The organism is Mesorhizobium sanjuanii, from assembly GCF_002529485.1.
Lineage (GTDB): Bacteria > Pseudomonadota > Alphaproteobacteria > Rhizobiales > Rhizobiaceae > Mesorhizobium > Mesorhizobium sanjuanii.
This window is the reverse complement of sequence record NZ_NWQG01000006.1, coordinates 1-25,079: the sequence shown is the minus strand read 5'-3', so window position 1 is coordinate 25,079 and position 25,079 is coordinate 1. Positions and strand designations below refer to the sequence as shown.

Annotated in this window: 19 protein-coding genes; 3 read left to right on the top strand and 16 right to left on the bottom strand. The window is 63.2% G+C overall.

Annotated features, from left to right (window positions below; translation table 11 throughout):
- Positions 1-2: 2 nt before the first annotated feature.
- From CN311_RS01170 to CN311_RS01150, 5 genes are all read right to left on the bottom strand, one after another.
- Positions 3-1,982, bottom strand: a complete 1,980-nt coding sequence (locus tag CN311_RS01170) for an ABC transporter permease (protein ID WP_097571609.1) — start codon at positions 1,980-1,982, stop codon at positions 3-5.
- Positions 1,979-3,058 carry a quaternary amine ABC transporter ATP-binding protein gene (locus tag CN311_RS01165; protein ID WP_097571608.1) on the bottom strand — a complete coding sequence of 360 codons (1,080 nt, stop codon included), beginning with the start codon at positions 3,056-3,058 and terminating at the stop codon, positions 1,979-1,981. Before CN311_RS01165 ends, CN311_RS01170 begins: the two co-directional genes overlap by 4 nt.
- A gap of 72 nt (positions 3,059-3,130) precedes the next feature.
- Complete coding sequence (locus tag CN311_RS01160; RefSeq protein WP_097571607.1) at positions 3,131-4,105, bottom strand: ABC transporter substrate-binding protein; 975 nt, start codon at positions 4,103-4,105, stop codon at positions 3,131-3,133.
- Between the two features lie 629 nt (positions 4,106-4,734).
- On the bottom strand, positions 4,735-5,625 hold the full coding sequence (locus CN311_RS01155; RefSeq protein ID WP_165779544.1) for a DUF427 domain-containing protein: 891 nt from the start codon (positions 5,623-5,625) through the stop codon (positions 4,735-4,737).
- Between the two features lie 2 nt (positions 5,626-5,627).
- A complete protein-coding gene (locus tag CN311_RS01150; RefSeq protein WP_097571606.1) occupies positions 5,628-7,283 on the bottom strand; it encodes an ABC transporter substrate-binding protein in 1,656 nt (551 codons plus the stop codon).
- Positions 7,284-7,399: 116 nt separating this feature from the next.
- Between CN311_RS01150 and CN311_RS01145 the strand changes: the two genes are divergently transcribed.
- Positions 7,400-8,311 (top strand): LysR family transcriptional regulator, encoded by a 912-nt coding sequence (locus tag CN311_RS01145; protein WP_097571665.1) that lies wholly within the window; start codon positions 7,400-7,402, stop codon positions 8,309-8,311.
- Positions 8,312-8,317: 6 nt separating this feature from the next.
- Here the strand turns inward: CN311_RS01145 and CN311_RS01140 are convergent, their stop codons facing one another.
- The 8 genes from CN311_RS01140 to CN311_RS01105 all read right to left on the bottom strand — a co-directional run bounded on the left by CN311_RS01140 (position 8,318) and on the right by CN311_RS01105 (position 18,121).
- Positions 8,318-10,381 carry a dipeptide ABC transporter ATP-binding protein gene (locus CN311_RS01140; protein WP_165779543.1) on the bottom strand — a complete coding sequence of 688 codons (2,064 nt, stop codon included), beginning with the start codon at positions 10,379-10,381 and terminating at the stop codon, positions 8,318-8,320.
- Positions 10,374-11,264, bottom strand: a complete 891-nt coding sequence (locus CN311_RS01135) for an ABC transporter permease (protein WP_097571605.1) — start codon at positions 11,262-11,264, stop codon at positions 10,374-10,376. The genes CN311_RS01140 and CN311_RS01135 overlap by 8 nt, the downstream gene beginning before the upstream one ends.
- Complete coding sequence (locus CN311_RS01130; RefSeq protein ID WP_097571604.1) at positions 11,261-12,214, bottom strand: ABC transporter permease; 954 nt, start codon at positions 12,212-12,214, stop codon at positions 11,261-11,263. The genes CN311_RS01135 and CN311_RS01130 overlap by 4 nt, the downstream gene beginning before the upstream one ends.
- Positions 12,215-12,284: 70 nt before the next feature.
- Positions 12,285-13,949: an ABC transporter substrate-binding protein gene (locus CN311_RS01125; RefSeq protein ID WP_097571603.1), complete on the bottom strand. Its 1,665-nt coding sequence runs from the start codon at positions 13,947-13,949 to the stop codon at positions 12,285-12,287.
- 248 nt (positions 13,950-14,197) lie between these two features.
- The gene (locus CN311_RS01120; RefSeq protein WP_097571602.1) at positions 14,198-15,382 is read right to left on the bottom strand and encodes a mandelate racemase/muconate lactonizing enzyme family protein; all 1,185 of its coding nucleotides are present in this window, start codon (positions 15,380-15,382) and stop codon (positions 14,198-14,200) included.
- Position 15,383: 1 nt separating this feature from the next.
- Complete coding sequence (locus tag CN311_RS01115; protein WP_097571663.1) at positions 15,384-16,490, bottom strand: mandelate racemase/muconate lactonizing enzyme family protein; 1,107 nt, start codon at positions 16,488-16,490, stop codon at positions 15,384-15,386.
- Between the two features lie 34 nt (positions 16,491-16,524).
- Positions 16,525-17,217 (bottom strand): GntR family transcriptional regulator, encoded by a 693-nt coding sequence (locus CN311_RS01110; protein WP_097571601.1) that lies wholly within the window; start codon positions 17,215-17,217, stop codon positions 16,525-16,527.
- A 115-nt stretch (positions 17,218-17,332) separates the two neighbouring features.
- Positions 17,333-18,121: a HalD/BesD family halogenase gene (locus tag CN311_RS01105; RefSeq protein WP_097571600.1), complete on the bottom strand. Its 789-nt coding sequence runs from the start codon at positions 18,119-18,121 to the stop codon at positions 17,333-17,335.
- A 109-nt stretch (positions 18,122-18,230) separates the two neighbouring features.
- Here CN311_RS01105 and CN311_RS01100 point away from each other — a divergent pair, with 109 nt between their 5' ends.
- Positions 18,231-19,169, top strand: a complete 939-nt coding sequence (locus CN311_RS01100; RefSeq protein ID WP_097571599.1) for a LysR substrate-binding domain-containing protein — start codon at positions 18,231-18,233, stop codon at positions 19,167-19,169.
- 9 nt (positions 19,170-19,178) lie between these two features.
- Here the strand turns inward: CN311_RS01100 and CN311_RS01095 are convergent, their stop codons facing one another.
- Genes CN311_RS01095 through CN311_RS01085 form a run of 3 tightly spaced genes read right to left on the bottom strand, consistent with a single transcriptional unit; the run spans position 19,179 to position 23,793 of the window.
- Positions 19,179-20,333, bottom strand: a complete 1,155-nt coding sequence (locus CN311_RS01095) for an efflux RND transporter periplasmic adaptor subunit (RefSeq protein ID WP_097571598.1) — start codon at positions 20,331-20,333, stop codon at positions 19,179-19,181.
- Positions 20,334-20,350: 17 nt separating this feature from the next.
- Positions 20,351-23,539 carry an efflux RND transporter permease subunit gene (locus tag CN311_RS01090; protein WP_097571597.1) on the bottom strand — a complete coding sequence of 1,063 codons (3,189 nt, stop codon included), beginning with the start codon at positions 23,537-23,539 and terminating at the stop codon, positions 20,351-20,353.
- Positions 23,533-23,793 (bottom strand): hypothetical protein, encoded by a 261-nt coding sequence (locus CN311_RS01085; RefSeq protein ID WP_097571596.1) that lies wholly within the window; start codon positions 23,791-23,793, stop codon positions 23,533-23,535. The genes CN311_RS01090 and CN311_RS01085 overlap by 7 nt, the downstream gene beginning before the upstream one ends.
- A gap of 264 nt (positions 23,794-24,057) precedes the next feature.
- Between CN311_RS01085 and CN311_RS01080 the strand changes: the two genes are divergently transcribed.
- Positions 24,058-24,639 (top strand): TetR/AcrR family transcriptional regulator, encoded by a 582-nt coding sequence (locus CN311_RS01080; RefSeq protein ID WP_097571595.1) that lies wholly within the window; start codon positions 24,058-24,060, stop codon positions 24,637-24,639.
- The last annotated feature ends 440 nt before the right edge of the window (positions 24,640-25,079 follow it).

Below are 25,079 nucleotides of genomic sequence, written 5' to 3'. Positions count from 1 at the left end.
TTCTATCCCAGCCTTGCCCGTGCCTTGGCCGTCCAGGCGTTGAACAGCCGGTCGGCAACGATGCCGATGAAGGCGATGGCGAGACCCGCGACGATGCCGCGGCCGGCATCGGCCTTGGACAGCGCGATGAACACCTCCTGACCGAGATCGCGTGTGCCGACCATGGCGCAGATGATGATCATCGCCAGCGCCATCAGGATCGTTTGGTTGACGCCGAGCATGATCTCCGGCAGCGCCAGCGGCAATTGCACGCGAAAGAATGTCTGACGCGGCGTGCAACCCGAGACCTTGGCTGCCTCGATCAGCGCCGGCGGCACCTGCCGGATGCCGAGATTGGTGTAGCGGATGGCCGGCACCACGGCGAAGGCGACGGTGGCGATCATAGCGGTGACGTCGCCAACTCTGAACAGCATCACCACCGGGATGATGAAGCAGAAGGACGGCAGCACCTGCAGCGTGTCGATGACGGGCGTGACGATCTTTTCGAAACGGTCGCTGCGCGCCGCCATCAGCCCCACCGGAATACCGATCAGGCAAGCGATGAAGGCCGAGATGCCGCAGAGATAGACCGTCGCCATGGTCTTTTCCCACAGGCCGGTGATGGCGCAGAAAGCGGTCAGCGCGGCGACGAGAGCAGCGAGACGCAAGCCGGAGAGCTGGTAGCCGGCAAGGCCGAGCAGGAATACTGCCCCCAGCCACGGAAAACCCTCGCAGAAGGCGCGCACCGGATTCAGCACATTGAGGATGAGCGCCACCCGGAAGGCTTCGATCGTGTCGAAGAAATTGAGTGTGATCCAGTTCACCGCCGCCTTCCACAGCGGCGCCGTGGTCAGGGTCATCGCTTTCGGCAGTGCCGCGAAGGCCGGCAGGAACAGGCCAAGCAGCGTGGTGATGGCGAGGATGGCGATTGCCAGCGTCAGATTGGGATAGCGCTGCCAGAAGTTGCGGCTGGCCTCCTGAGGGACACCGCCCTTGGCCTGCTTGTGCGCGATGGCCTGGCTTAGCCGGTCGAGGGCGATGGCCAGCGCGACGATGGCGAGGCCGGCTTCCATGGCCTCGCCGACCTTCAGCGCGCGCAGCGCCAGGAGCACGTCGTAGCCGAGACCGCCGGCGCCGATCATCGAGGCGATGATCACCATGTTCAGCGCCAGCATGATGACCTGGTTGACGCCGACCATCAGCGTCGGCCGCGCCGACGGCAACAGCACCTTCCACAGTTTCTGCCGTGCCGTGCAGCCGGCCATCTCGCTGAAATCGTCGATTTCGGACGGCACCCTGGACAGGCCGAGCATCGTCGCCCGCACCATTGGCGGCGTCGCGAAAATCGCGGTTGCGATCATCGCCGAGACCGGGCTGTTGCCGAACAGAAGCAGCATGGGGATGAGATACGCGAAGGTCGGGATCGTTTGCATCAGGTCGAGGGCAGGGGAGATGACGAGCCTCTCTGCCCAGGGCTTGCGCCATGCCCAGATGCCGACGAACAGGCCGGTGACGATGCAGAACGGCACGGCGATGGAGATCAGCCCGAGCGTCAGCATGGCGCTGGTCCATTGCCCGAACAGCGCGATGTAGAGGAAACAGCCGCCGACCAGGGCGCCGAGTTTCCAGCCGCCGGCGGCCCGTCCGGCGAGATATGCGGCGGCGCAGACGCCGACCCAGGACAGGCGCGGCAGGACGACCATATCGGCGCCATGGCCGATCTTGAAATTCTTGGCCAGAAGATTGAGCGCGAAATCCAGCGGCACGCCGAGCACCACGGTGATCGAGCGGGTCAGCCAGGAGAAGTTCGACTTTATCCAGCGCATCAACGCACTGACCCAGTCGGCGACGGGGACAATCGCCTCGGCCGGATAGCTGACGGCCCACGGCACGCTATCCCGCAGCAGGAACACGACCAGTACGGCGCCAAGCGCCAAAGCCCAGATCGCCAGCCAGCGCTGAACCGGCGGCCTGGATGCGCTGGCGCTTGCCGTCACCGTCATGTGCCGGCTCTCGGACGCTCTATGCCGGCCAGAAGATCGATAACCGCTTGCGGCGTCACTTCGCCGATCGGCTTGCCGGTGCCGTTGACCACGGCGAATGGCTTGCCGGCGGCAACGATATCAGCCGAGAAGCTTGCTATTCTGGCCTCCGGCGCCACCGTGCCGCCATGCTCTGAGCCATCACAGGCGCGCATCAGGCTGCGCGCCGAGATCACCTTGGCGCGGTGGACGTCGCGGGTGAATTCGGCGACATAGTCGGTCGCCGGATTGACCACCAACTCCTCCGGCGTGCCGATCTGGATGACCTCGCCGTCCTTCATGATGGCGATGCGGTCGGCCAGCCGGATGGCCTCGTCGAAATCATGGGTGATGAAGACGATGGTCTTGTGCAACATGGTCTGCAGCCGCATCAGTTCGTCCTGCATCTCGCGGCGGATCAGCGGATCGAGCGCCGAGAACGGCTCGTCGAGGAACCAGACTTCCGGCTTGGTGGCGAGGCTGCGGGCGATGCCGACGCGCTGCTGCTGGCCGCCGGAGAGTTCGCGCGGATAGAAATGTTCGCGGCCGCGCAAGCCGACAAGCTCGATCACCTCCCGCGCGCGTCCCTCGCGCGTCGGCCGGTCCTGCCCCTGGATGCCGAGCGGAAAGGCAATGTTCTCCAGCACATTGAGATGCGGCAAAAGCGCAAAATTCTGGAACACCATCCCCATGCGGTGCCGCCTGAGCTCGATCAGCGCGGCATCTGAAATCTTGAGCAGATCCTTGCCCTCGAACTCGACCTTGCCATGGGTCGGCTCGATCAGCCTCGACATGCAGCGCACCAGCGTCGACTTGCCCGACCCCGAAAGCCCCATGATGATGAAAATTTCGCCCTGGCGGATTTCGAGGTCGACGGCGCGCACCGCGCCGACCAGTCCGGCAGCAGTGACTTCCGCCATGCTGGCCTTGCCGTCGCGCTGGCGGATGAAAGGCGCCGCATTCGATCCGAACAGCTTCCAGACATTGCGGCAGGCAAGTTTGACCGGCCGGGCATCCTTGCCGGCTGTCTTCGGGTCCTGTTTAGTCGCTTCGCTCATGCAGCCGTCCTTCTGGAATAGCGAATGGGATCCAGCCCGATGGCCGGATCCCGCAATGTCCAGTCGGAACGATCACTGCGCCCAGGCTTTCCAGTCGGCTTCGTGGGCCGCGATCCAGGCGGCGGCGACGTCTTCCGGCGTCTTGCCGTCGAGATCGATCTCGCCGCTCATCTTGTTGAGTTCGTCAGTGTCGACCGTATAGGCCTTCGCCACCTTGTAGGCGACCGGCCATTTATCCTTCATGCCGGCCCAGGAATATTTCCAGATCTCGCCATGCGGCTTGCCGCAGTCATATTTGGCGTCGGGGTTCGTGCCCCATTTCGGGTCGCTGTAGCACTCCGGCGTGTATTCGGGGAATTCGACCCATTCGCCCTTGTATTTTGCTGGCGCCCAGTGCGGCGAATAGACCCAAAGCATGATCGGCGCCTTGCGCTGATAGGCTGAATCGAGTTCCGCGAACATCGCCGCGTCGGTGCCGGCATGGATGACGGTGAAGGGCAGTTTCAGCGCCTCGACGCGTTCGTCGTCAAAGCCTTCCCAAGTCACCGGGCCGCCGAGGTAACGACCCTTCGGCGCCGTCTCGGCCGTCGAGAAGGCCTCGGCGCATTTGGGATCCTTCAGCGCTTCCCAGTTGGGCAGGCCGGGGCATTTCTCCTTCATGTATTCGGGATACCACCATTCTTCCTTGGCCTTGGGCCCGAGCGCGCCCAGCCGTTCGGTCTGGCCGGTCGCATCGGAGGCCTTCATGGCTTCGCCGGCCGTCGTGTCCCAGAACTCCATGCCGACATCGAGGTCGCCATTGGTGAGGCCGGTGGTCAGGCTGGAGAGATAGTCGGCTGTCGGGTACTCGACCGTGTAGCCGAGCTTTTCGAGGATGCCGCCGAGGATCTTGGCGTTCAGGTTGACGCTGGTCCAGTCGAACAGCGCGATCTTGATCGGGTCGTTGGATTCAGGCGCGGCCGCTTGCGCCGCCGGCGTCAGCGCGCTTGCGGCGGCCAGCGTGAAGGCTCCCATTGATACCTTAGAAATAATGCTCCGAAGTGACATGCTTGTTCTCCTGTCAAGCTCTGGTGAAGATTCGTTCGTTCCCTCTGGCGTCTTTTTTTGATTGTGTTGGAAAAGCCGGTCGTTGCGCAAGGCCCAATGGCCCGACATTACTGTCGGCGCGCAGGAAATAGTGCCCAATTCGATAAGGATGTCGTGTGGGACGGATCGCGTCATGACTGCCGGGCAGCGAAGCAGTGATCCGCGGATCGATTGCCGGTCTTGCGGCGCCCTCAAGCTTACGAGCCATCAAGGTCCCATGCTATCGGCTGTCGGCAATCACCGAAGCCATTTTCATGGGATGAAATTATATATACCAACGTTCATGTCGCGCAACGCATATTGCTGTTAGCAGCGGGCCGCTAAGAACCAGGCTCCGAAGGACGGATCGACGTTGCGCCTCGCGCGTCTCTTCCTTCTCCCTTGACAAGGGGAGATCGCAGCTTCGGCGATCCGTTCAGTCTTCGACGCTGCAGCGTGGCGAAAGCCGACATGATGGCCAATCTCCCCCCTTGCGGGGAAGATGTCTGGCCGGACAGCGGGGGGGGGAAGGATTGCTACAGGGACGCTATTTCGCGTCCTCGCCTTCTTTGGCCGATGTCATAGCATAGACCCACGATGTTCACTCCCGCTCAGAAATAACCGTCCGACGCGGCCGTGGATTCCTTGGGGATTTCGACGCCGTCGACCAGGATCTTGTCGACCAGTTCGTGGTGGAAGCACACCAGCCCCTTGATGCGCTCGGCCTCGTGCACCGGTTCGGGATAGTACCAGACGAGGTTCTCGTGGCGCTTCTTGGGAGTCGTCACATGGTAATAATTGGAGATGCCCTTGTAGGGGCAGCGCGAAATGTAGCGGCTGGGCGCGAACATATCGAGCCTGGTGTCGGAGATCGGCAAATAGTGACGCACCGGATGCCCGGTCTCGAACAGGAACACACCGCGGCGGGAATCCGCCACCTGCTCGCCGTCGAGGATCACCTGCACGCGCCGTGACGAGGGCAGGCAGTCGACGCGGCGGAACGGGTCGCGGGCATGGACGAAGATTTCCTCGTCCTCTTCGAACCAGTGGCCCATCTTGCTCCAGTAGAAGGACATGTAGTCCGCTATCGGCGGGCAGCCCTTGACCGGATCTAGATAGCGCCAGGCGCCGTCCTCGACCAGCGTGATGCCGGTGTTCAGCGAATAATGGGTGGCAACACCCTTGAACGGGTCCTCCGTCGTCGTCCGGCTTGGCAGCAGGAACTCCTCGCGCACGTCGCCGATCGGGAAATAATAGACCGGCAGATGATCGGATTCGTAGAAGACCAGCGCCTTGGTCGTGTCGGCAACGGTCATCGAGCCGACCTGCACGCGTAGCCGCTTGGGGCAGGGCATGGTGAAGGCGACATAGCCCGGTTCGAACTCATACTGCACGATAGTGTCGAGCAGGGGGAAATGCGGCCCGCGGCCGCGCAGATGGGGTTTGCGAATGGTAGTCTCCCGTTTCTTTTCTTTTGCGATCGGGCGTTGGTGCGCGGTCATGATCAGCCTATGGACACGCGGTCGAGCAGCAGCCCGGCGGCGATCGGCGGCAGCCCGCTGACATTCTTGCGCACCGGCACCAGAAGGTCGGGGAAATAGCTGAAGATCACCGGCGTCTCGTCGAGCAGCAGTTTCTGGATGTCTGACGCTGCACTTTGTTGCGCACCGATATCGAGCGCCTTCAGATAGCTGGTGACCATGCCGTCATAGGTCGAATTCTTGAAGTGCGCCGCGTTCCACGGCCCGTCGCTGACCAGCGGGCTTTTCAGGAACACGTTCGGCACGCTGCGATGCGCGTAGTCGGTGATGCCTAGCGGGCTGTCCAGCCAGTCCGATTGGCCGAACACCGCCTTCCCGTAATATTTGTCCTGATCCTCGATGTTGAGCGCGATGCGGGCGCCGATCTCCTTGGCGAAGTTCTGGAACAATTGCGCGTAGCCGGGGATGTCGGAATAGCGCAGCGTCGTCAGCGTCATGTCGAAGCCGCTGCCAAGTCCCGCCGCTTCGAGAAGCTGTTTTGCCTTGGCGATGTCCTGCGTGCGCTGCGGCACCGATTTGTCGGTCGCCGGGAAGGCCGGCGCGAACGGGCTGTCATTGCCGGTCGCCGCCATGCCGCGGCAGAGGCCATCGACCAGTTTGCTGCGGTCGATGCACAAGGCGAGCGCCTGGCGCACGCGCTTGTCGGTGAAGGGCGCCATGTCGCAGCGCATGTGCAGTTGGCGATGCGCGGTCGAAGCGACGCGCAGGACGGTGATATCGGGATTGTTCAGCACGACCTGGCTGACATCGAGCGGGACGGCATCGAGAAGGTCGACCTCACCGGCCTGCAGCGCCAGGATGCGCGGCTGGACGTCGCCATAGAACTTGAATTCGAGGCGGTCTGGCAGCGCCTTCTCGCCCCAATAATCGGGATTGCGGATAAAGGTCGCGCCGACCTTCGGCGTGTAGCTCTCCAGCCGGAACGGACCGGTGCCCTCGAAGGTCTTTTCGTAGTCGCCCTTGTAGCTCGCCGGCAGGATGACGGCGTTGTAATTGTCGATCGACACCGAATAGGGAAAGCTGCCGTTCGGCGCGTCGAGATGGAAGGCGACGGTATGGTCGTCGACCTTCCGGGTGCCGCCTTTCGACAGCAGTCCCTTGAACACCGAGAGCGCGTTGGACGAGCCGCTCGGGTCGGCCAGCCGATCGAAGGTGGCCACGACATCGTCCGCCCTGAAGTCTTCGCCATTGTGGAACTTGACGCCCTTGCGCAGCTTGAAGGTCCAGACGCTGCCGTCCTCGTTCGGCGACCAGCTTTCGGCCAGCACCGGCTTCAATGTGAGGTCCGGCTGGGTGATGCAGAGGAATTCGGCGGTCTGGAAAACCAGCTGGTAGCTGCCGCTGTCGTAATAGGTGACGGGATCGATGGCGCCGCCGGGTGTCGCCACGCCGGCGCGCACGGTGCCGCCCGGTTTGCCTTCAGCACGCGCCTGCGGCGCGCCAAGGCCGACCGCCGAGGCGATGCCTCCGAGGAATGGCAGCGACAGGCCAAGCAAGCTGCCATGCCTGAGGAAATCGCGGCGGCCTAGCCTGCCGGCCAGGAGTTCATCGATAGCGGAATTTTCGATTGCAGTGAGGTTTCTGCGGGCGGTGTCGATCGTCCTGAAATGCTTTGGCATGGCGGCATTCCTTGCTTCTCATGGGGGCTCCGCTATCTAGTTCACTGTTGATCCCACCCGGAAAGCGATATTTTTTGATAGGGGTCATCGAAATTTTCGATGCAAGGGGCTCGAACATGGACACCGAAAATCTGCGCAGCTTCCTCGAGGTTGCCGCCCATGGCAGCTTCACCGTCGCGGCCAACCGGCTCCACCTTGCCCAGTCCACGGTCAGCGCGCGGATCAGGGGTCTGGAAGAGCAATTGGGACGCCGGCTTTTCGTTCGCGACCGCGATGGCGTAGCGCTCACCCCGGCAGGCCGGCAGTTCCTGCCGCACGCCGCCTCGATCACCCGCACCTGGGAGCAGTCGAGACAGGACATCGCTGTCCCCGACGGCTATGAGACGCTGCTCAGGCTCACCGCTCCCGCCTATCTGTGGGACCACATCACGTCGCCCTGGATCGCCTGGATGCGCGAAAGGCGGCCGAATGTTGCGCTCAGGCTGGAGGGCAGTTTCCCCGACCTGGCGATCGACCAGATGGCCGAGGGCCTGCTCGACATCTGCATTCTCTATCTGCCACGGCCTCACCCCGGCATCGTCTACGAAACACTGGCGGTCGATCAGGTCGTTCTCGTCCAGCATGCCGGGCAAACCGGGTCGTGGACCGAGAATTACATTCTCATGGACTGGGGGCTGGAATTCCGCATCGAGCACGACCGGGCCTTTGCGGCGATGGTGACGCCGGCAATATCGGCCGGGCTGGTTTTCATAGGGCTTCAGCATGTGCTGTCGCAAAAGGCCGCCGCCTATCTGCCGCTCAGCGCGGTCAGCGGCCACATCGAGCGTGGCGAGTTGCGACGCATTGAGGACGCGCCTGTATTCCAGCGCCCGATCTACCTCGCCTATCCCTCGAACCCAACCTCCTCCGACATTCTGGAGGTTGCCCTGGAAGGATTGCGGACGCTGGCAAAGGATTGGTCGGCAGGTGAGGGTTTTGCAGAAGGCGACCGTGCCTTCAGCATGGCAGACGCGCTGCCGGGCGCGTAGCCGTCATCAGGCAGGTTCCGGCTCGACGGCCTTCTTCTGCAGTCTTTCCAGTTCCTCGTATGGGATATGGCAGCGGATGGCATGACCGGGCTTTGCTTCGCTGAGTGGTGGCTCCTGCGTCTCGCAGATCGGGCCGATCTTGCGCGGGCAGCGCGTGTGGAAGACGCAGCCGGATGGCGGATTGGTGGCGCTGGGGATTTCGCCGTCGAGGCGAATGCGCACGGTCTCGCTCTGGTCGAGCTTGGGCACGGCCGACAGCAGCGCTTCGGTATAGGGATGGTGCGGCCCGGCAAAGACATCTTCGGAGGGTCCGATCTCCATGATGCGGCCGAGATAGAGCACGGCGATCTGGTCGGAGAGATAGCGCACCACGGCAAGGTCGTGCGAGATGAAGATGTAGCTGACATCTTCCTTCGACTGCAGGTCGGCGAGCAGATTGAGGATCGCCGCCTGCACCGAGACATCGAGCGCCGAGGTTGGTTCGTCGCACACGACGATGCGCGGCTCGCCGGCGAAGGCGCGCGCGATGGCGACGCGCTGCTTGAGCCCGCCCGAGAGCTGGCGCGGCTTGAGGGCGAGATGGCGCTCGGTCAGCCGCACCGAGCGGACGAGGTCGTCGAGGCGTGCCTGCAGTGCGGCACCGCTCAAGCCCGCCAGCCGCTTCAGCGCGCGGCCAATGATATGCCGGATCGAATGCGAGCGGTTGAGTGCGGAGTCCGGGTTCTGGAAGACGATCTGCATGGCCTTGACCTGGTCGTCGCTGCGGCTTTCCAGCCGTGGCGCCAGTTGCTTGCCTTCGAGCTCGATCATGCCGCCTTCGTCCGGCGGCACCAGGCCAAGCAGCAGCCTGGCGAAGGTGGTCTTGCCGCTGCCGGATTCGCCGACCAGGCCGAGTGTCTCGCCCGGCCGCAGGCTGACCGAGACATCCTTGACCGCCCGCAAGGGGTGGCCATGGCTGGCATAGGTCTTGTTGAGGCCCTCGACACGCAGCACCGCCGGCGATGCCGCTTGTCGTGCTGGAGCAGCGACATTGCTCGGCGTGGCCCGCGGCAAGGATTGCGCCTGCTCGTGATAGTGGCAGCGCGACAGCCGCCGCCCCCGATCGTCGCCCAGTTCGTAGAGCGGCGGCGGTTCTGTGCGGCAGCGCTCGGTGGCGAGCACGCAGCGGTCGGCGAAGGCGCAGCCTTTGATGTCGGCGCCGATGCCGGGCAAAAAGCCCGGTATGGTGTCGAGCCGGCCCTGGTCCTTGCGCTGGCCGCCGCGCGGCAGGCAACGCAGCAGCGCCACCGTGTAGGGGTGGCGCGGATCGTTGAACACGGCCTGCGTCGGTCCTTCCTCGACCAGCATGCCGGCATAGAGCACGCCGACCCGGTCGCACATCTTCGAGACGACGGCGAGATTGTGGCTGATGAACAGGATCGAGGCCGACAGTTCCTGCCTGAGCTGGCCGATCAGGTCGAGCACTTCGGCCTCGACCGTGGCGTCGAGCCCCGTCGTCGGCTCGTCGAGGATCAGCATCGAGGGGTCGTTGGCCAGCGCCATGGCGATGGCCACACGCTGCTGCATGCCGCCTGAAAGCTGGTGCGGATAGCGCTGCATGACGCTGACCGGATCGGAGATGCGCACGCGGTTGAGCATGGCGATCGCGCGATCCTCGGCTGCCTGTCCCGAGACGCTGGCAAGCTCAAAGATCTCGGTCAGCTGGCGACCGATGCGGATCGACGGGTTCAACGCCTTGCCGGGATCCTGATAGACCATCGATACGCTTTCCGCACGCGCCCGCCGCAAGGCTTCGGCGTCGAGCTTCATCACATCCTGGCCGTCGAGTGCAATCGCGCCGCCGGTGATGGAGCCATTGCGCGGGAGATAGCGCACCACCGACAGCGCTACGGTGGATTTGCCGCAGCCGGATTCGCCGACCAGCCCATAGGCCTCGCCCTGGCCGATGGTGAGATTGAGATTGCGCAGCACCGCCCGGTTGCGGCCGCCGACACGGTAGGCGACCGAGAGATCGCGGAGTTCGAGCGCGTTGGCGGCCTTCCCAGTCATTGCCTTGGCGGGTTCAGTCATTGAACGCTCCATGGACGCCGTCCGCCGCCAGATTGACGCCGATCACCAGCGAGGCGATGGCCAGCGCATCGAACAACACCGTCCACCAGAAGCCGCCACCGATCATGCCGTAATTGCTGGAGATCGAGAGCCCCCAGTCGGGTGATGGCGGCTGGATGCCGAAGCCCATGAAGGAGAGCGTGGCAACGGCGAAGATGGCATAGCCGAGCCGCACCGTCGTCTCGACCAGGATCGGCGGGATGACATTGGGCAGGATCTCGACGAACATCGTATGCAATGCGCTCTCGTGCCTGAGCTGGGCGGCGGCGACATAGTCGAGCTCGCGTTCGGCAAGCACGGCCGAGCGCACCGTGCGCGCGATGATCGGCGCGAAGCTCAGGCCAATGACGACGATGACCGTCGTCTTGGAGGTGCCGAGTGCGACGATGGCGAGCAGCGCCACGATGACCACCGGAATGGCCATGAAGGCTTCGAGGATGCGGCTGATGACATCGTCGACGATGCCGCGGAAATAGCCGGTGAACAGGCCGAGCGCGGTGCCGGCTATGGTGGCGAGCAAGGTGGCGAGCGGTGCGACGGTGAGGATGTCGCGCGAGCCGACGATGACGCGCGAGAAGACGTCGCGGCCGATCTGGTCGGTGCCGAACCAGTGTTCGGCCGACGGCGGCGCCAATGCGTTGATGATGTCGTCGGCGAGCGGATCGTAGGGCGCGAAATGTTCGCCAAACAGCGCGCAGGCAACCCAGAACGTAACGATGGCAAGGCCGGTGAGGAAGGTGCCGGACCTCAGCAGCGAGAAAAAGACTTCTGCCAGCGGCCCACGCCGGTTGGTATCGTTCGGCGGCGGAGCCGGAATGCCGGCGGAACTGTCGGTTGTGCTCATTGGTCTGTCCCCAGCCTTATGCGTGGATTGAGCACGGAATAGAGAAAATCGGCGGCCAGGGTCGCCACCGCATAGACGATGCCGATGGTCAGGATGCCGGCCTCCAGAACCGGAAAATCCTTACCGCGCGCGGCGGTGAAGATCAGCGAGCCGATGCCCTGGTAGCGAAACAGCGTCTCGATCACCACGAGGCCGCCGATGAGATAGCCGGTCTGGGTGGCAATGACGGTGATGGTCGGCAACAGCGCATTGCGCAGCACATGGCGCCAGATCACCGTGCGCCATGGCAGGCCCTTGAGCACGGCGGTGCGGGTATAGTCGGAATCGAGCGCCTCGATCATGCCGGAGCGCGCCATGCGGGCGATGTAGCCAAACAGCACCAGAAACAGCGGCAGCGACGGCAGGATCAGATAATAGAGCTGGGTGAAGAAGCCGGCATCTCTTGGCCAGGCGGCCGAGATTGGCAGCCAGCGCAGCCAGACGCCGAAGATGAGGATCAGGATGATGCCGGTGACGAACTCCGGCAGCACCGTCACCGACAATCCACCCAGGCTGATGATGCGGTCGAGCGGCCGGTTGAGGTTGAGCGCGGCAATGACGCCGCCGAGGATGCCGATCGGCACCACCAGCACGAAGGCGACCGCCGCCAGCTTCATCGAATTGCCGAGCGCATCGATGACGAAGGGGGCGACCGGCGAGCGGAAGATATAGGACGTGCCCATGTCGCCCTGAATGAAGTTGGAGATCCAACTCCAGTACTGGGTCAGCAGCGGACGATCGACGCCAAGCGAGTGATTGAGCGCGTCGACCGCGCGTTGGTCGGCGAACGGACCCAGTATCGCCCGCCCGACATTGCCCGGCAGCACCTGGCCGCCCAGAAACACCATGATGCTAAGCAGGAACAGCGTGACGAGCGATAGAGCCATACGCCGGACGAGGAAGGAGAGAATGGCGAATACTCCCGTTGGAGCCGGCTCTCCGCGGACAGCCGGCTATTAGAGGATTGTTCTTCTCTCCCGATCAGGCCTTCGCGGCCTTTTCCAGGAACAGCTGCGACATGGCGGTCGGTTGCACGCCGGTCAGGCCCTTCGTGGTCGCCGTCAGATAGTCGTAGAAATAGCCGAAGATGACCGGCGTTTCCTCGAGCAGCAGCTTCTGGATCTTGCCGGCATCCGCCTTTTGCGCTTCGAGATCGAGGGCTGCGATGTAGCTGGTCGCGAGTTGGTCATAGTCCTTGTTCTTGAAGTGCGCCGCATTCCAGGTGCCGTCGCTCCTCAGCGGCGCGGCCAGGAAGACGTTCGGCACGCCACGGTGGCCGTAGTCGGTGATGCCCATCACCGAATCCAGCCAGTTCGACTTGCCGAACACCGCGTCGCCGTAATAGGCGCCCTGGTCGAGGATGTTGAGTTCGAGCTCGACGCCGATCTCCTTGACCCAGTTCTGGATGAGCTGGGCATATTCGGGGATTTCCAGATAGCGCTCGGTGGTCAGCGTCACCTTGAAGCCCTTGGCCGCACCCGCCGCTTCCATCAGTTGCTTGGCCTGCGCGATATCCTGCTGGCGCTGCGGCACGGTCGGATCGGTCGAAGGGTAGGCAGCGGCGAATGGGCTGTCATTGCCTTCGATAGCGCGCCCCTTCATCAGGCCGGCGACCAACTTCTTGCGGTCGAGGCAAAGCGCGATGGCTCGGCGCACGCGTGGATCCTTCAACGGATCGGAATCGCAGCGCATATGCAGTTGCTGGTGCGCAACCGATTTCAGGCTGATGATGTCGATGGCCGGATCGGTAAGCAGGCCGACGCCGGCCAGCACCGGCAGCTGGTTGATGATGTCGACCTGGCCGCCCTGCAGCGCCAGGATCATCGGCTGCGTGTCGGCGAAGAAGGTGAACTCAGTGCGGTCGGGCAGCGCCTTGTCACCCCAATAATCGTCGTTGCGGACAAACGACGCGCCGACCTTCGCCGTGTATTTTTCCAGCTTGAACGGCCCGGTGCCGTCGAAGCTCTTCTCGTAGTCGCCCTTGTAGCTCGCCGGGATGATGACGGCGTTATAGTTGTCGGACGACACCATGTAGGGAAAGTTGCCGTTCGGCGCGTCGAGGTGGAATTCGACGGTGTAGTCGTCGACTTTCTTGGTGGCGCCCTTCTGCAGGATGCCGGTGAACACCGACAGCGCGTTGGACGAATTGGCCGGATCGGCGAGCCGGTCGATGCTGGCCACGACATCATCCGCCTTCATCTCGCCGCCGCTGTGAAATTTGACGCCCTTGCGCAGCGTGAAGGTCCACACCGTGCCGGTGTCGTTCGGCTTCCAGCTTTCGGCCAGGGCAGGCTTGAGCACCAGGTCCGGGCCGTCGATGCAGAGGAATTCGGCAACCTGCTGCAGCACGACAAGGCCGCCGGCATCGGCGATGGTCACCGGGTCGATGGCCGCGGCAGGCACGCTGCTCGCCACGCGTATGGTGGCGCCGGGCGCGCCCTGGGCGCGCGCGAGGGTCGGCATGGCGCCGAGGCCGGCGGCAGCACTGATGCCGCCCAGAAGCGGCAGCGACAGGCCGAGCAGGCTGCCGTGGCGGACGAAATCGCGGCGGCTGACACGGCCGTCAACGAGGCCGTCGATGAGATGGTTTTCGAGCGGTGAGCGATTGCGCCGGATGAGATCGAGAATGCGATAGTTCTTGCTCATGGGTTCTACCCTTTCCCCTGTGTTCTCTGGATTGACGAATTTGTTCCTGTGATCGACGAATTCGGGATGTTCTCCGTATCCCGGCCGTCAACGAGGTTCAGTCGAGACTGTAGCATCTGGTCTTGGCCGGTCCATCCCGTCCTTGCGCCGGAGGGGCCGGTTTTTTGAGGCACTGCTTCCACCTGTTCCCATTCGTGGCTACGGCTTTTCCTGTTGTATCTGTCTCCTGTCGGTTCGTGTGATCACTCCTAGTTCAACGGCAGGCGCCGGTAGGTCCCGGGCTTTGCCGGGTCATGATATTTGTTGCACGGCCCGTTCTCGATGAAGTCGCGATGGCAGGCGGCGAGATTTTCGCGCGACAGGGCGACGCCGAGGCCATGGCCTTCGGGCACCCGCACGACGTTGTTTTTGGGCGAAAACGGCCCTTCCTCGATGACATCCATCGGCAGCATGCGAAACAGCGACTGGTTAGGCTCCCTGATCCAGCCAAGTGCCGCGCACAGATGCAGATAGGCGGCGCTGCCGACGCCGCTGTCTCCGCTGTAGCACCAGAAATCGATTCCTGCGTGCTCGCAGGCGCCGACGAAGCGCAACATGCGGCCGATGCCGCCATGCACCGTCGGATTGCCGACGAAGGCGTCCGGCACTTTGATCTCCATGGCGCGCGCAATGTCGATATTGTGGGTGGAGAAAGGGATTGAACAGTGGCGGCGCAGTTCGCGCATCTCCTCGATGGTCGTCACCGGGTCTTCCCAGTTGCGCACGCCGAGTTCCTCCAATGGCCGCACCAGCCGCCTGGCAGTCGCCAGCGAATAGGCCTGGTTGGAATCGATGCGGATCATCGCGTCGTCGCCGAGTTTTTGGCGGATCAATTCCACCATCTTCAGCGAGAGCTTCGGATCCTGCGTCGAAAACTTGCCCTCGAAGAAGGTCGTGCCATGCGTCTCGTGCAATTGGACGCAGTAGTCGGCGACTTGTTCCGGTGTCTTCTCGCCCTTCACCCCGGGCCCCTCGCCGCGCAGCGAGAAATAGTCGGTGAAGGGGATGTCCTTGCGCACGGCGCCGCCAAGCAATTGGTAGAGCGGCTGCTTCCACGCCTTGCCGCGCAGATCCCACAACGCCATTTCTATGGCGCCGAAAGCCATGATGCGGCTGCGGTCGTTGATCGACTGCACGCCGGTCCAGTAGGGCAGGCAGACCTCTTCGGCGCCGGCGATGTTGAAAGCGTCGCGGCCGATCAATCGAGCCGCCAGATTGTCATTGATGATCGCCGCGGCGGCCGGCGTCGGCGCCTCGCCAAGGCCGATCAACCCGTCCTCGGTCTCGACTTCGACGATGGTTGGCGAAAACCCGTCGAGTTCGCCGAACACCCATGCGTAGGGCGCCTCCAGCCGGAGGTTTATGGGTGTGGCCTGGATGCGGCGGATCTTCATCTCAACGGCCGACTTCGAAGAAGGGCCTGCCAAGCAGGTCGGGAAGGACGTCGATGCCGAGGCCTGGTCCATCCGGGATGCCCATGCGGCTGCCCGTGACCGGCGGCATGTTCGATGCGGTGCGCACCGTCACCCATTCATGGAAGGCGATGGCATGCAGCTGGCGCTCTTGCGGCGTCGACAGCGACAGATGCGCCATGGCTGCCGTGTCGATCTCGGCGCCGCCTGTGTCTTCGACGGTGATCATGAAGCCGAGGTCGACGGCGAGGTCGCGGATCTGACGCGTCTTGGTCACGCCGCCCAGCCGCGAGATCTTCAGCGTCAGCCCGTCGGCGGCACCCTTGCGGTGGATCTCGAGCATGTCGTCGAGCGAAGCGACGGATTCGTCGAGCACCATCGGCTTGTCCAGCGAGCGGCGCACCGACATGTTTTCGTCGATCGTCGTGCAAGGCTGTTCGAACGTGTAGTCGATGGCGCGCGTCGCATCGGCGAACTGACGCGCCTGGTAGGGCGTCCAGCCGGCATTGGCATCGCAGAAGATGACGGTGCCTTTCGGCACCGAAGCGGCGACGGCACTGACGCGCTCGATATCGTCATGGACATTGCCGCCGACCTTGACCTGCAGCCGGTGGAACCCATCCTTGACGATGCGCTTGGCAAGCGCCGCCATGGCCTCGACCGTGCCATGGGTGACGACCTTGTAGAGTTCGGCCGTCTCGCTTTCGCGCCCGCCGAGCAGCGTGACCAGCGGCACATCGGCCGCGCGCGCCACCAGGTCCCAGCACGCCATGTCGAGCGCCGACTTGATATAGGGGTGGCCCTTGAACACCGTGTCCATCAGCCGGCCGATGCTGGCCAAGCCGCGCGGATCGTGCCCCAGCAGATGCGGCGCGATTTCGATGATCCCGGCGCGGGTGCCGGCGGGGAAGGCGGGCGAGTAGAAATTGCCGAGCGGCGCCATCTCGCCCCAGCCGGTCACGCCGCTGTCGGAGGTTATGGCAACGATCACCGCGTCGAAGCAGTCGGCGACGCGTCCTTTCGACATGCGGTAGGGCCCGTCAACGAAGGGCTGCACGACATGATAGGCCTTGATGGTTTTGATCTGCACTTTGCGGTCCGTTGTCAGCAAGATGTGGGGATGGTCAGGCGCCTTTCGACGAACGCTTTTCGAGGCTGCGCGCGTAGGCAAGCAGCTCTTCGAAATCGAGATCGATGTGCTCGCGCGCATGGCGCTGGGCGGCGCGCATGTCGGCGCCCTTGAGCAGCCGCACATAGGTCTCGTGCACGTCCTCTGATGGCACCGGTTCGTTTCGCGCCCGCTGATGCAGGGCAAAATACATCTGCAGCCGGCTGGTCAGCCGCTGCCAGGTCTCCAGCAGCACCGAATTGTCGGCCCATTCGTAGATGAGGCCGTGCAATTGCAATGCGGTTTCGATCTGGCGGGTGGTGTCAAGGTCGCGGGTTGCCTGCTTCACCGCCTCGTGGCGCCGGTCGAGATCATCAAGGAAGCGCTGGTCGCGCAGCTTCCAGGTCAGTTCGATGGCGAATTCGTCGAGCACCTTGTTGAGCGAATAGGCATCGTCGATATCCTTGGCGGTGACGTCGATGACGAAGGTCCCCGCATAGGGAATGCTGGTCAGTATGCCCTCCTGCACCAGCTCGCGCATCGCCTCGCGCAGCGGCGCGCGGCTCACCCGCATCTGTTCGGCAATCCTGAGTTCGTTGAGCTTCTGCCCCGGTTCGAGCTGGCCGGTCAGGATCGCGCGCCGCAGCAGCGCCACGATCTCGGCTCTGCGTGTCGTATCCGCGATCGGACTGAAATCCAGCTTGCCCATTCGGCCAACTCCAGGGACCCGAAAGCCAGACAAGCAGATTGTCGACAATCTAACAAGAGTGTATTTCTTGATTGGGCCGCGCTTTCCTCAAATGGGCATTCGACACGCGGGTGCCTCAAGCCGCTCGGCCATAGAAGCCAACCCGCTCCTCGGCGCTGAACATCACGCCTGGCTTCTCGTAGTAGGAAAACACCGCGATCAGGCGTTCGCGCTCGCCCTCGACGGTGGTGACGCGATGCGCGGTGTTCTTGCCGCGGAAGACGTTCAGCGTGCCTGCCTTCATGCGCAGGATCTTCGCCTCGGGATCGCGACCTTCGAGCAGCCTGGCCACGCCGTCGTAATTCGGATTGTCGTCGGAGCGCAGATCGGTGCGGTATTCGAGGTCGCCACCTCGCTCCGCCGCTTGCAACAGGAGCGTGGTTGTGAACTCCGAGCGGTCGAAGTGCCAGTTCAGCGCCTCACCGGCGCGATAGGCCATGACATTGGTGCGGGCGAGGGGATCCTGCATGACGTGCAGACGCGGCTTGCCCATTGCCGCCGCCAGGAAGCGCAGCAGCGGCTCATACTCGTAGACGGCGAGCACAGTGCTGCCCGGAATCTGGTCGGCGCAGACCGTGTGGCTGATCGTCTCGACCTTGCGCAGCGCCGGATGGTCGGGCGCCAACTCCGGAATCTCAGGCTTGAAATAGATGTTGTGCATGCGCTTGTGCACATGCGAGCGCGTGTCCATCACCGGCCGGATTTCAGAGGCCGCCCGCTCGGCTATGCCCGGGCGCAGGAAGCCCTCCAGGTTGAACATGCCGTCGGTTGCCAGCGCGGAGGCGGAGGCCTCCACCAGCCGCTGCCATTCGGGGCTGCCCTCGCGGTCGAGCGGGTAGCGGTCCAGGTCGAGAATGTCTTTCATCGTCGCGTCCTCGTGAAATCCTGTATGGACTAGACAGCAAGGAAATCTTTCTCTCAACGCGGAAAATTGTTAGGCTTGCATAAGGAAAACTACAGGATGAGGGACGAGCATGGAAAAACTTCCGCCGCTGAATGCGGTGCGGGTCTTCGAGGTCGCGGCGCGCGCCGGCAGCTTCACGCTGGCCGCCACGGAGCTCGGCGTGTCGTCGGCGGCGGTCAGCCAGCAGATCCGCAATCTGGAAAACTGGTTCGGCAAGCAGCTGTTCGTGCGCACCGGCAACCGCATCGCACTCACCGATGCCGGTCATGCGATCTATCCGCAGACCGCGCGCGCTTTGGGTGATATTGCGGCCATTGGCCGGCGCATGCTGGAAGGGGGCTTGAGGACGCGTCTTGTTGTCAGCGTGCCGTTTTCGCTGGCCGAACTCTGGCTGGCGCCGCGGCTGGCCGTGCTGCTCGAAGCCTTTCCGCAGATGGCGATCGACGTCCGTGTCGAGGACGACCCTGTCGATGTCGTGCGCCAGAACATAGATCTGCGCGTCAGCTATGGCGATTATCACTATCCGGCGCTCAGGATGGTCCGCCTTGTCCATGACGATGTGCTGCCGGTCTGCGCTCCGGACTTCTGGCAACGAGCCGGCAGCGGCTCATCCAGCCTGGCGGACATGCACGAGAGCCTGTTCATCCACACCAATTGGGGGCCGAACTATGCCTCGCATCCAAGTTGGGCTGATTGGTTCGCGGCCGCAGGCGGCAATCGTGCGCCGGATCCGTCGCACGGGCGCCGCGTCGGATTGTCCAGCCTGGCGATATCAGCGGCGAGGCTGGGTCTCGGCATTGCGCTTGGCCAGCGGGTCATGGCGCGTGCCGATCTGGAAGCCGGACGCCTGATCGCGCTCTCATCCGTTTCTGTCCGCCTCGGCCAGCCCTATTGCGCCTTCATGGTTCCCGCCAAGGCCGAGCGCGCCGACGTCGCCGGTCTGGTGGACTTGCTCAGCAAAACGGCGCCCTCGACGTGGGGGTCGAGGGCGCCACAGGACCGGGTCTGATGGGGGTTATCAGCTGGCCGGTTTTTGTTGTGGCAGGGGCGAAACCGGCATTCCCGGTCCGATCTTCTGCAGATTGCCGGTGATCACCTGGTCGCCTTCCGAGACGCCGCTCGATATGGCGATGAGATCGCCGTTGGTCGGCCCTAGCGAGACGATGCGCTGATCGACCGTGTTGCCCTTGCCGAGCACATAGAGGTACTTGCCGAGCTGGCTCGAGCCCAATGCGACCTGCGGCACCATCAGCGCATCGGGCTGCTGCTTGATATGCAGCCTCACACGCACATATTGCCCGGGTAGCAGCGTGAACTTCGCATTGCCGATCGTCGCCCTTGCCGTGATGGTGCCGGTCGAATGATCGATCGTGTTGTCGATGAAGGTAAGTTGGCCCTTCTGGCGCGGCTCTGTGTCACCGGGAAGCAGGACATCGACATCGACAGGCCCCGCCGCACGGGCTTCCTCGAGCTGCGCCAGATCGGTTTCGCTCGGATTGAAGGTGACGTAGATCGGATCGAGCTGCACCAGTGTGTTGAGCACGGTGCCGGCGACACTGACCAGCGTGCCGACCGAGGCCTGGTTGCGGCCGATGCGCCCGGCGAATGGAGCACGGATTTCGGTATAGCCAAGATTGAGCTCGGCCGTCCGCATAGCGGCCTGGTTGACCGCCAGCGAAGCCTCGGCCTCGCGCAACGTGCTGGTACGCTGGTCGAAGCTGTCCTTGGCGAGATAGCCGCTCTTGGCGAGCTCGGTGCCGCGGCCGAGATTGGAGCGCGCATAGTCGACCGTCGCCGTATCGCGCTGCACCTGCGCCTTTGCCTGGTCGAGAGCCGCCTGGAAGTCTTGCGGGTCGATCTTGTAGAGAAGATCGCCCTTCCTGACATCGCTGCCGTCATCCGCGCTCTGCTCCGCGAGATAGCCCGGCACGCGCGCCTGCAGCGTGATGCTGCGGATGGCCTCCACCCGTGCCGCATAGTCGAGATAGATCGGGATCGTCTTCTTGACGACGTTCACCACCGGCACCGGCATAACGAATGCCGCCGGAGCAGGTGTCGCGGACGCTGTGCCGGCATTGAGGCTGAGATTGCCCATGTCGAGCAAGTGAACGCTCGCCATCGAGATCGCACCCAGCGCGACAGCCGTTCCCAAAGCGATTTTCCATTTACGCATGATTGATGTCTCCAATCCTATTCGGCCGCTTCCGCCAGTCGCACAAGCGTTGGTTCGGCAGTCGGTTCAATAGTGTCTTGTTCATGTTCGGCGGCGGGCTCGCTCCGCTGACGGCCCTCGCGCAGTTGCTCGATCACCGCATAGAAGACCGGCACGAACACCAGCGACAGGATCGTCGCCGCGACCATGCCGCCGAAGACGGTGGTGCCGATCGATTGGCGGCTCGCTGCTCCAGCACCTGTGGAGAACATCAGCGGCAGCACGCCGAGGATGAACGCGAAGGCGGTCATCAGGATGGGCCGCAGTCGCAGCCGCGCCGCTTCCATTGCGGCGTCGACGATGCTCAGGCCTTCCTCGCGCCGGCGCCGGGCGAATTCGACGATCAGAATCGCGTTCTTTGCCGCCAGGCCGATCAGCATGACGAAGCCGATCTGCGAATAGACGTCGATCTGCATGCCGCGCACCAACAAGGCGACAAAGGCACCGAACAGGGCAAGCGGCACCGCGAGCAGGACCATGAAGGGCATGGCCCAGCTCTCATATTGGGCGGCCAGGATCAGGAAGACGAAGATCATGGCGAGGCCGAAGACGATCGAGGCGATCGATCCGGCCTTGAGCTCCTGATAGGTGATGCCGGTCCATTCATAGCCGAAATCCCTCGGCAGTGCCGTGGCGGCGGCACGTTCCATCGCGGCAACCGCCTGGCCGGATGAGAAGCCGGGTGCCGCGCCGCCATTGATCAGGGCGGACGCATTGTTGTTGTAATGCGGCACGGTTTCCGGGCCGACGATGGGCACCAGCTTGCCGAGCGTGCTCAACGGCACCATGCCGCCGGAGGCATTGCGCACGTAGAGCCTGGAGATGTCCGCCGCCCCCGCCCGCGCGTCCTTGTCGGCCTGAATCGTCACACGAAACGTGCGGCCGAACAGGTTGAAATCGTTAACATAGAGCGAACCGAGATAGATCTGCAGCGTGTTGAACACATCAGGCAGGCTCAAGCCCAGCAGCTTCGCCTTGTTGCGGTCGAGGTCGTAGTTGAACTGCGGCGTCGAGGTCGAGAACGAGGAGAACAATTGCTGCGGGTTGAGCTCGGGCTGCTTGCGCGCCTCGGCGAGCACGGCTTGCGTCGCGTCGTCGAGGGCGGCGCTGCCGCGGCCAGTCAGATCCTCGACCTGGAATTCGAAACCGCCGGTCGTGCCGATGCCCGGGATGGAAGGCGGATCGAAGCTCAGCGCGAAGGCTTCCGGAATCTGCATCAGCTTGCCGCGCACGTCGGCGACGAGCTTCGAAGCGCTCTGGTCAGGGCCGCGTTCTTCCCATGGCTTCAGGATGGCGAATTCCACCGCCGAGTTCGATTGGGCGGCACTGGTCAGGAAGTTCAAGCCGCTGATCGAGCCGACGATATCGACGCCGGGCGTGCTCTGCAGGATGTCGCGTGCCTTCCGGGCCACCGCGTCGGTGCGTTCCAGCGACGCTCCGTCGGGCAATTGGATAACGACAAAGAAATAGCCCTGGTCCTCAACCGGAAGGAAGGTCGAGGGCAGCTTCTGCCAGACGAAATAGGTCGCTACGAGTCCGGCCGCGAACAGTCCGAGCATGATCCAGCGCAGGCGAATGAGGAAGCGCACGCCATGGGCATAGGCGTGCGACAGCCGGTCGAACCCCGCATTGAACCAGCGGAACGGCGCGAATTGCGTTTCCCCGCGATGACGTAGGAAGGCGGCGCTCAGCGCCGGGGTGAGCGTCAGCGAGACGAAGGCGGAGATGCCGAAGGAGATCGCCACCGTCAGGGCAAACTGGTTGTAGAGTCGGCCGGAGACGCCGGGGATGAAGGCAACCGGCACGAACACCGCCATCAGCACGGCGGTCGTGGCGATGATCGGGCCTGTGACTTCGGCCATCGCCGCGCGCGTGGCGGCCAACGGTTTGAGGCCCGCCTCGAGCTGTCGTTCGACATTCTCGACCACGACGATGGCGTCGTCGACGACCAGGCCGATCGCCAGCACCATGCCGAGCAGGCTGAGCATGTTGAGCGAGAAGCCGAACATGTACATGACGACCAGTGTGGCCACCAGCGACACCGGAATGGCGATCGTCGGGATGATCGTGGTGCGCCAGCTCTGCAGGAAGATGAACACCACTGCAACAACCAGAACCAGCGCCTCGCCGAGCGTGACCAGCACGTCATGCATCGAAGCCGAGACGAAGCGCGTCGTGTCGTAATGCATGGCGTAGCTGACGCCCTTCGGGAAACGGCTCGACAGTTCCTGCATCTTGTCCTTGACGCGCTGCTGCAGATCAAGCGCGTTCGAACCCGGCATCTGGTAGACCGCGAGCACCACGGTCGGATCCTTGCCAAAGAAGGCCGACGACGAATATTGCAGGGCGCCGAGCTCGATGCGGGCGACGTCGCGCAGCCGCACGAGCGAGCCGCTTGCGGCGTCGGCGCGCACGACGATGTCGCCGAATTCCTTGGGATCGCTCAATCGGCCGACTGCATTGACCTGCATCTCGAAGGCGGTGCCGGCCGGCGCCGGCGACTGTCCGATCTTGCCGGCTGCCACCTGGACGTTCTGTTCTGCGATGGCGTTCTGCACATCGACCGCGGTGATGCCGAGATTGGCGAGCTTGTCGGGATCAAGCCATACGCGCATCGAATAGCGGCGCTCGCCGAAGATCTGCACGTCGCCGACGCCGGGCAGGCGCTTCAGCGGGTCCACCACCTGCAGGTAGGCGAGGTTGCTCAACGCCACCGGATCGACGGAGCTGTCGGGCGAGGTGAGGTTGACGATCAGCACGAAATTTGGGTTCTGCTTCTTGATCGTCACACCGCCCTGATTGACGATGGCCGGCAGCGAGGACGCTGCCTGCGACACCCGATTCTGGACGTCGACGGCGGCGGTGCTGAGCGAATAGCCGACCTCGAAGGTGATGGTGATCGTCGAGGAGCCGTCATTGGAGCTCGACGACGACATGTAGGTCATGCCCTGCACGCCGTTGATCTGCTGTTCGAGCGGCGTCGTGACGGTGTCGGCTACGACTTGCGCGCTGGCGCCGGGATATTGGGCGCTGACCACGACCTGAGGCGGGGTGATGTCGGGAAACTGAGAGACCGGCAGCAGGAAATAACAGATCGCCCCGGCGAGCACCATGATGATGGCGATCGCCGATGCAAAGATCGGACGGTGGATAAAATAGTTCACCATGAAACGCACGCCTCGTTAAATGCTTTTGCTTCACCAAATGCCTTGGCGATCCTGGACAACTGCCGGCCATGCCCGGATCCCGCATCTCCCGGAAAACGAGACAGCGGCGTCTTGCGGCCCGGATACTGTTCATCCGCCAGCGACCGCAGCATCCTTTCGAATGCATGCGGGTCAACGCGGTCCGCCTTCATCACCAGCCGGATCATCGGATCCCGGATGGCTTCATCGATGGTCAAATCCTTGCGCTGCGACATCGAAGCGGCTCCTTGCTGGCGATTCGCATCGAATGATCGCGAATCGCTTTTCGTGTTCTCACCGGCCGAAGCCGCATGACAGGCAGTTTCCTTGCCCCGGTTCCGTCCCGGCTGTGCCCAACGGCGATGCCAATCGTTGACGGGGTGCAAGATAGGTGTTACCAGTAAGTAACATTCGTGACGTTACAGACCGGTAACACCCTAGTCAAGAGGTGTGCTGAATTTTTAGGGAGCCCCCACTCTTAGGGAGCCAAGGAGACTGAGATGGCAGACGGCATTTCGGAACGCGTTCGGCCCCGGGATCGAATCCTGGAGACGGCTCAGGACATGTTCCACAAGCATGGCATCAAGGGCGTCGGCGTCGACGCCATCACCGAAGCCGCCGGCACCAACAAGATGACGCTGTATCGTCACTTCGAATCCAAGGACGATCTGATTATCGAGTGCCTGCGCGCCACCGCATGCAAGGCCGCCGCAATATGGGATGCGTTCGAGGCCGAATATCCTGGCGACAAGCTTGCGCAACTGCATGCCTGGGTACGCAAGGCCTCCGAGATGCTGGCGAACGACAGCCGCGGCTGCGACATGGCCAATGCCGCTGTCGAGTTGAGCGAGACCAATCATCCGGCAAGGCGTGTGATCAAGGAACTCAAGGAAGCCCAGCGCGAACGCCTGGTGAATTTGTGCCGGGAGGCTGGCGTCGGCCAGGCCGAACTTCTCGCCGACACGTTGTCGCTATTGCTCGAGGGCGCGCGTGTCAGCCTGCAAAGTGTCGGCGCCGAAGGCCCCAGCGCGCAGTTCGTACGCATGGCTGAAGGCCTGATCGCATCGTTCAAGGCGCGATAGGATCCGGCCATACGAGTCCGCGTTTCGGACGCGGACGACATCTCCATGAATGGAAAGAAAAAAGCCCGCTGCCGGGAGGAGGTGGCAGCGGGCTTGATTTCGAATGCGGCGCGGGAGGAGGTGCACCGAATTCTAGGCCGGCATCGCATCTGGGAGGAGTAGATGGCCGACAGCTATGAACTTACGGACTGCCTAACGATTCGGCAACTGCGAAAGATGCATAGCAGATGTGCATATTTGCGGTATCACCTGTGATCTGAAGCCGGAACGCCACGTTCCCTCCCATTTGAACGTGACCTCCACATCGAGCGATCTGGGCAAAGCCCTGACCTTACCTCCTGTCATCGCCGATCCGGACGTCGCAAGAGCATTCCCTTTTTCGGTCGATGGCAAGCCTCCATCCGCCAAAGGATGTTGGCGCAAGGCACAGCGCCATCAGC

Coding starts and splice junctions, on each gene's coding strand:
- CN311_RS01165 (WP_097571608.1), bottom strand. CDS start 3,058: ATGAGCGAAGCGACTAAACAGGACCCGAAGACAGCCGGCAAGGATGCC.
- CN311_RS01110 (WP_097571601.1), bottom strand. CDS start 17,217: ATGGGCAAGCTGGATTTCAGTCCGATCGCGGATACGACACGCAGAGCC.
- CN311_RS01170 (WP_097571609.1), bottom strand. CDS start 1,982: ATGACGGTGACGGCAAGCGCCAGCGCATCCAGGCCGCCGGTTCAGCGC.
- CN311_RS01135 (WP_097571605.1), bottom strand. CDS start 11,264: ATGAGCACAACCGACAGTTCCGCCGGCATTCCGGCTCCGCCGCCGAAC.
- CN311_RS01080 (WP_097571595.1), top strand. CDS start 24,058: ATGGCAGACGGCATTTCGGAACGCGTTCGGCCCCGGGATCGAATCCTG.
- CN311_RS01100 (WP_097571599.1), top strand. CDS start 18,231: ATGGAAAAACTTCCGCCGCTGAATGCGGTGCGGGTCTTCGAGGTCGCG.
- CN311_RS01140 (WP_165779543.1), bottom strand. CDS start 10,381: ATGACTGAACCCGCCAAGGCAATGACTGGGAAGGCCGCCAACGCGCTC.
- CN311_RS01150 (WP_097571606.1), bottom strand. CDS start 7,283: ATGCCAAAGCATTTCAGGACGATCGACACCGCCCGCAGAAACCTCACT.
- CN311_RS01155 (WP_165779544.1), bottom strand. CDS start 5,625: ATGACCGCGCACCAACGCCCGATCGCAAAAGAAAAGAAACGGGAGACT.
- CN311_RS01120 (WP_097571602.1), bottom strand. CDS start 15,382: ATGAAGATCCGCCGCATCCAGGCCACACCCATAAACCTCCGGCTGGAG.
- CN311_RS01160 (WP_097571607.1), bottom strand. CDS start 4,105: ATGTCACTTCGGAGCATTATTTCTAAGGTATCAATGGGAGCCTTCACG.
- CN311_RS01090 (WP_097571597.1), bottom strand. CDS start 23,539: ATGGTGAACTATTTTATCCACCGTCCGATCTTTGCATCGGCGATCGCC.
- CN311_RS01105 (WP_097571600.1), bottom strand. CDS start 18,121: ATGAAAGACATTCTCGACCTGGACCGCTACCCGCTCGACCGCGAGGGC.
- CN311_RS01095 (WP_097571598.1), bottom strand. CDS start 20,333: ATGCGTAAATGGAAAATCGCTTTGGGAACGGCTGTCGCGCTGGGTGCG.
- CN311_RS01145 (WP_097571665.1), top strand. CDS start 7,400: ATGGACACCGAAAATCTGCGCAGCTTCCTCGAGGTTGCCGCCCATGGC.
- CN311_RS01125 (WP_097571603.1), bottom strand. CDS start 13,949: ATGAGCAAGAACTATCGCATTCTCGATCTCATCCGGCGCAATCGCTCA.
- CN311_RS01085 (WP_097571596.1), bottom strand. CDS start 23,793: ATGTCGCAGCGCAAGGATTTGACCATCGATGAAGCCATCCGGGATCCG.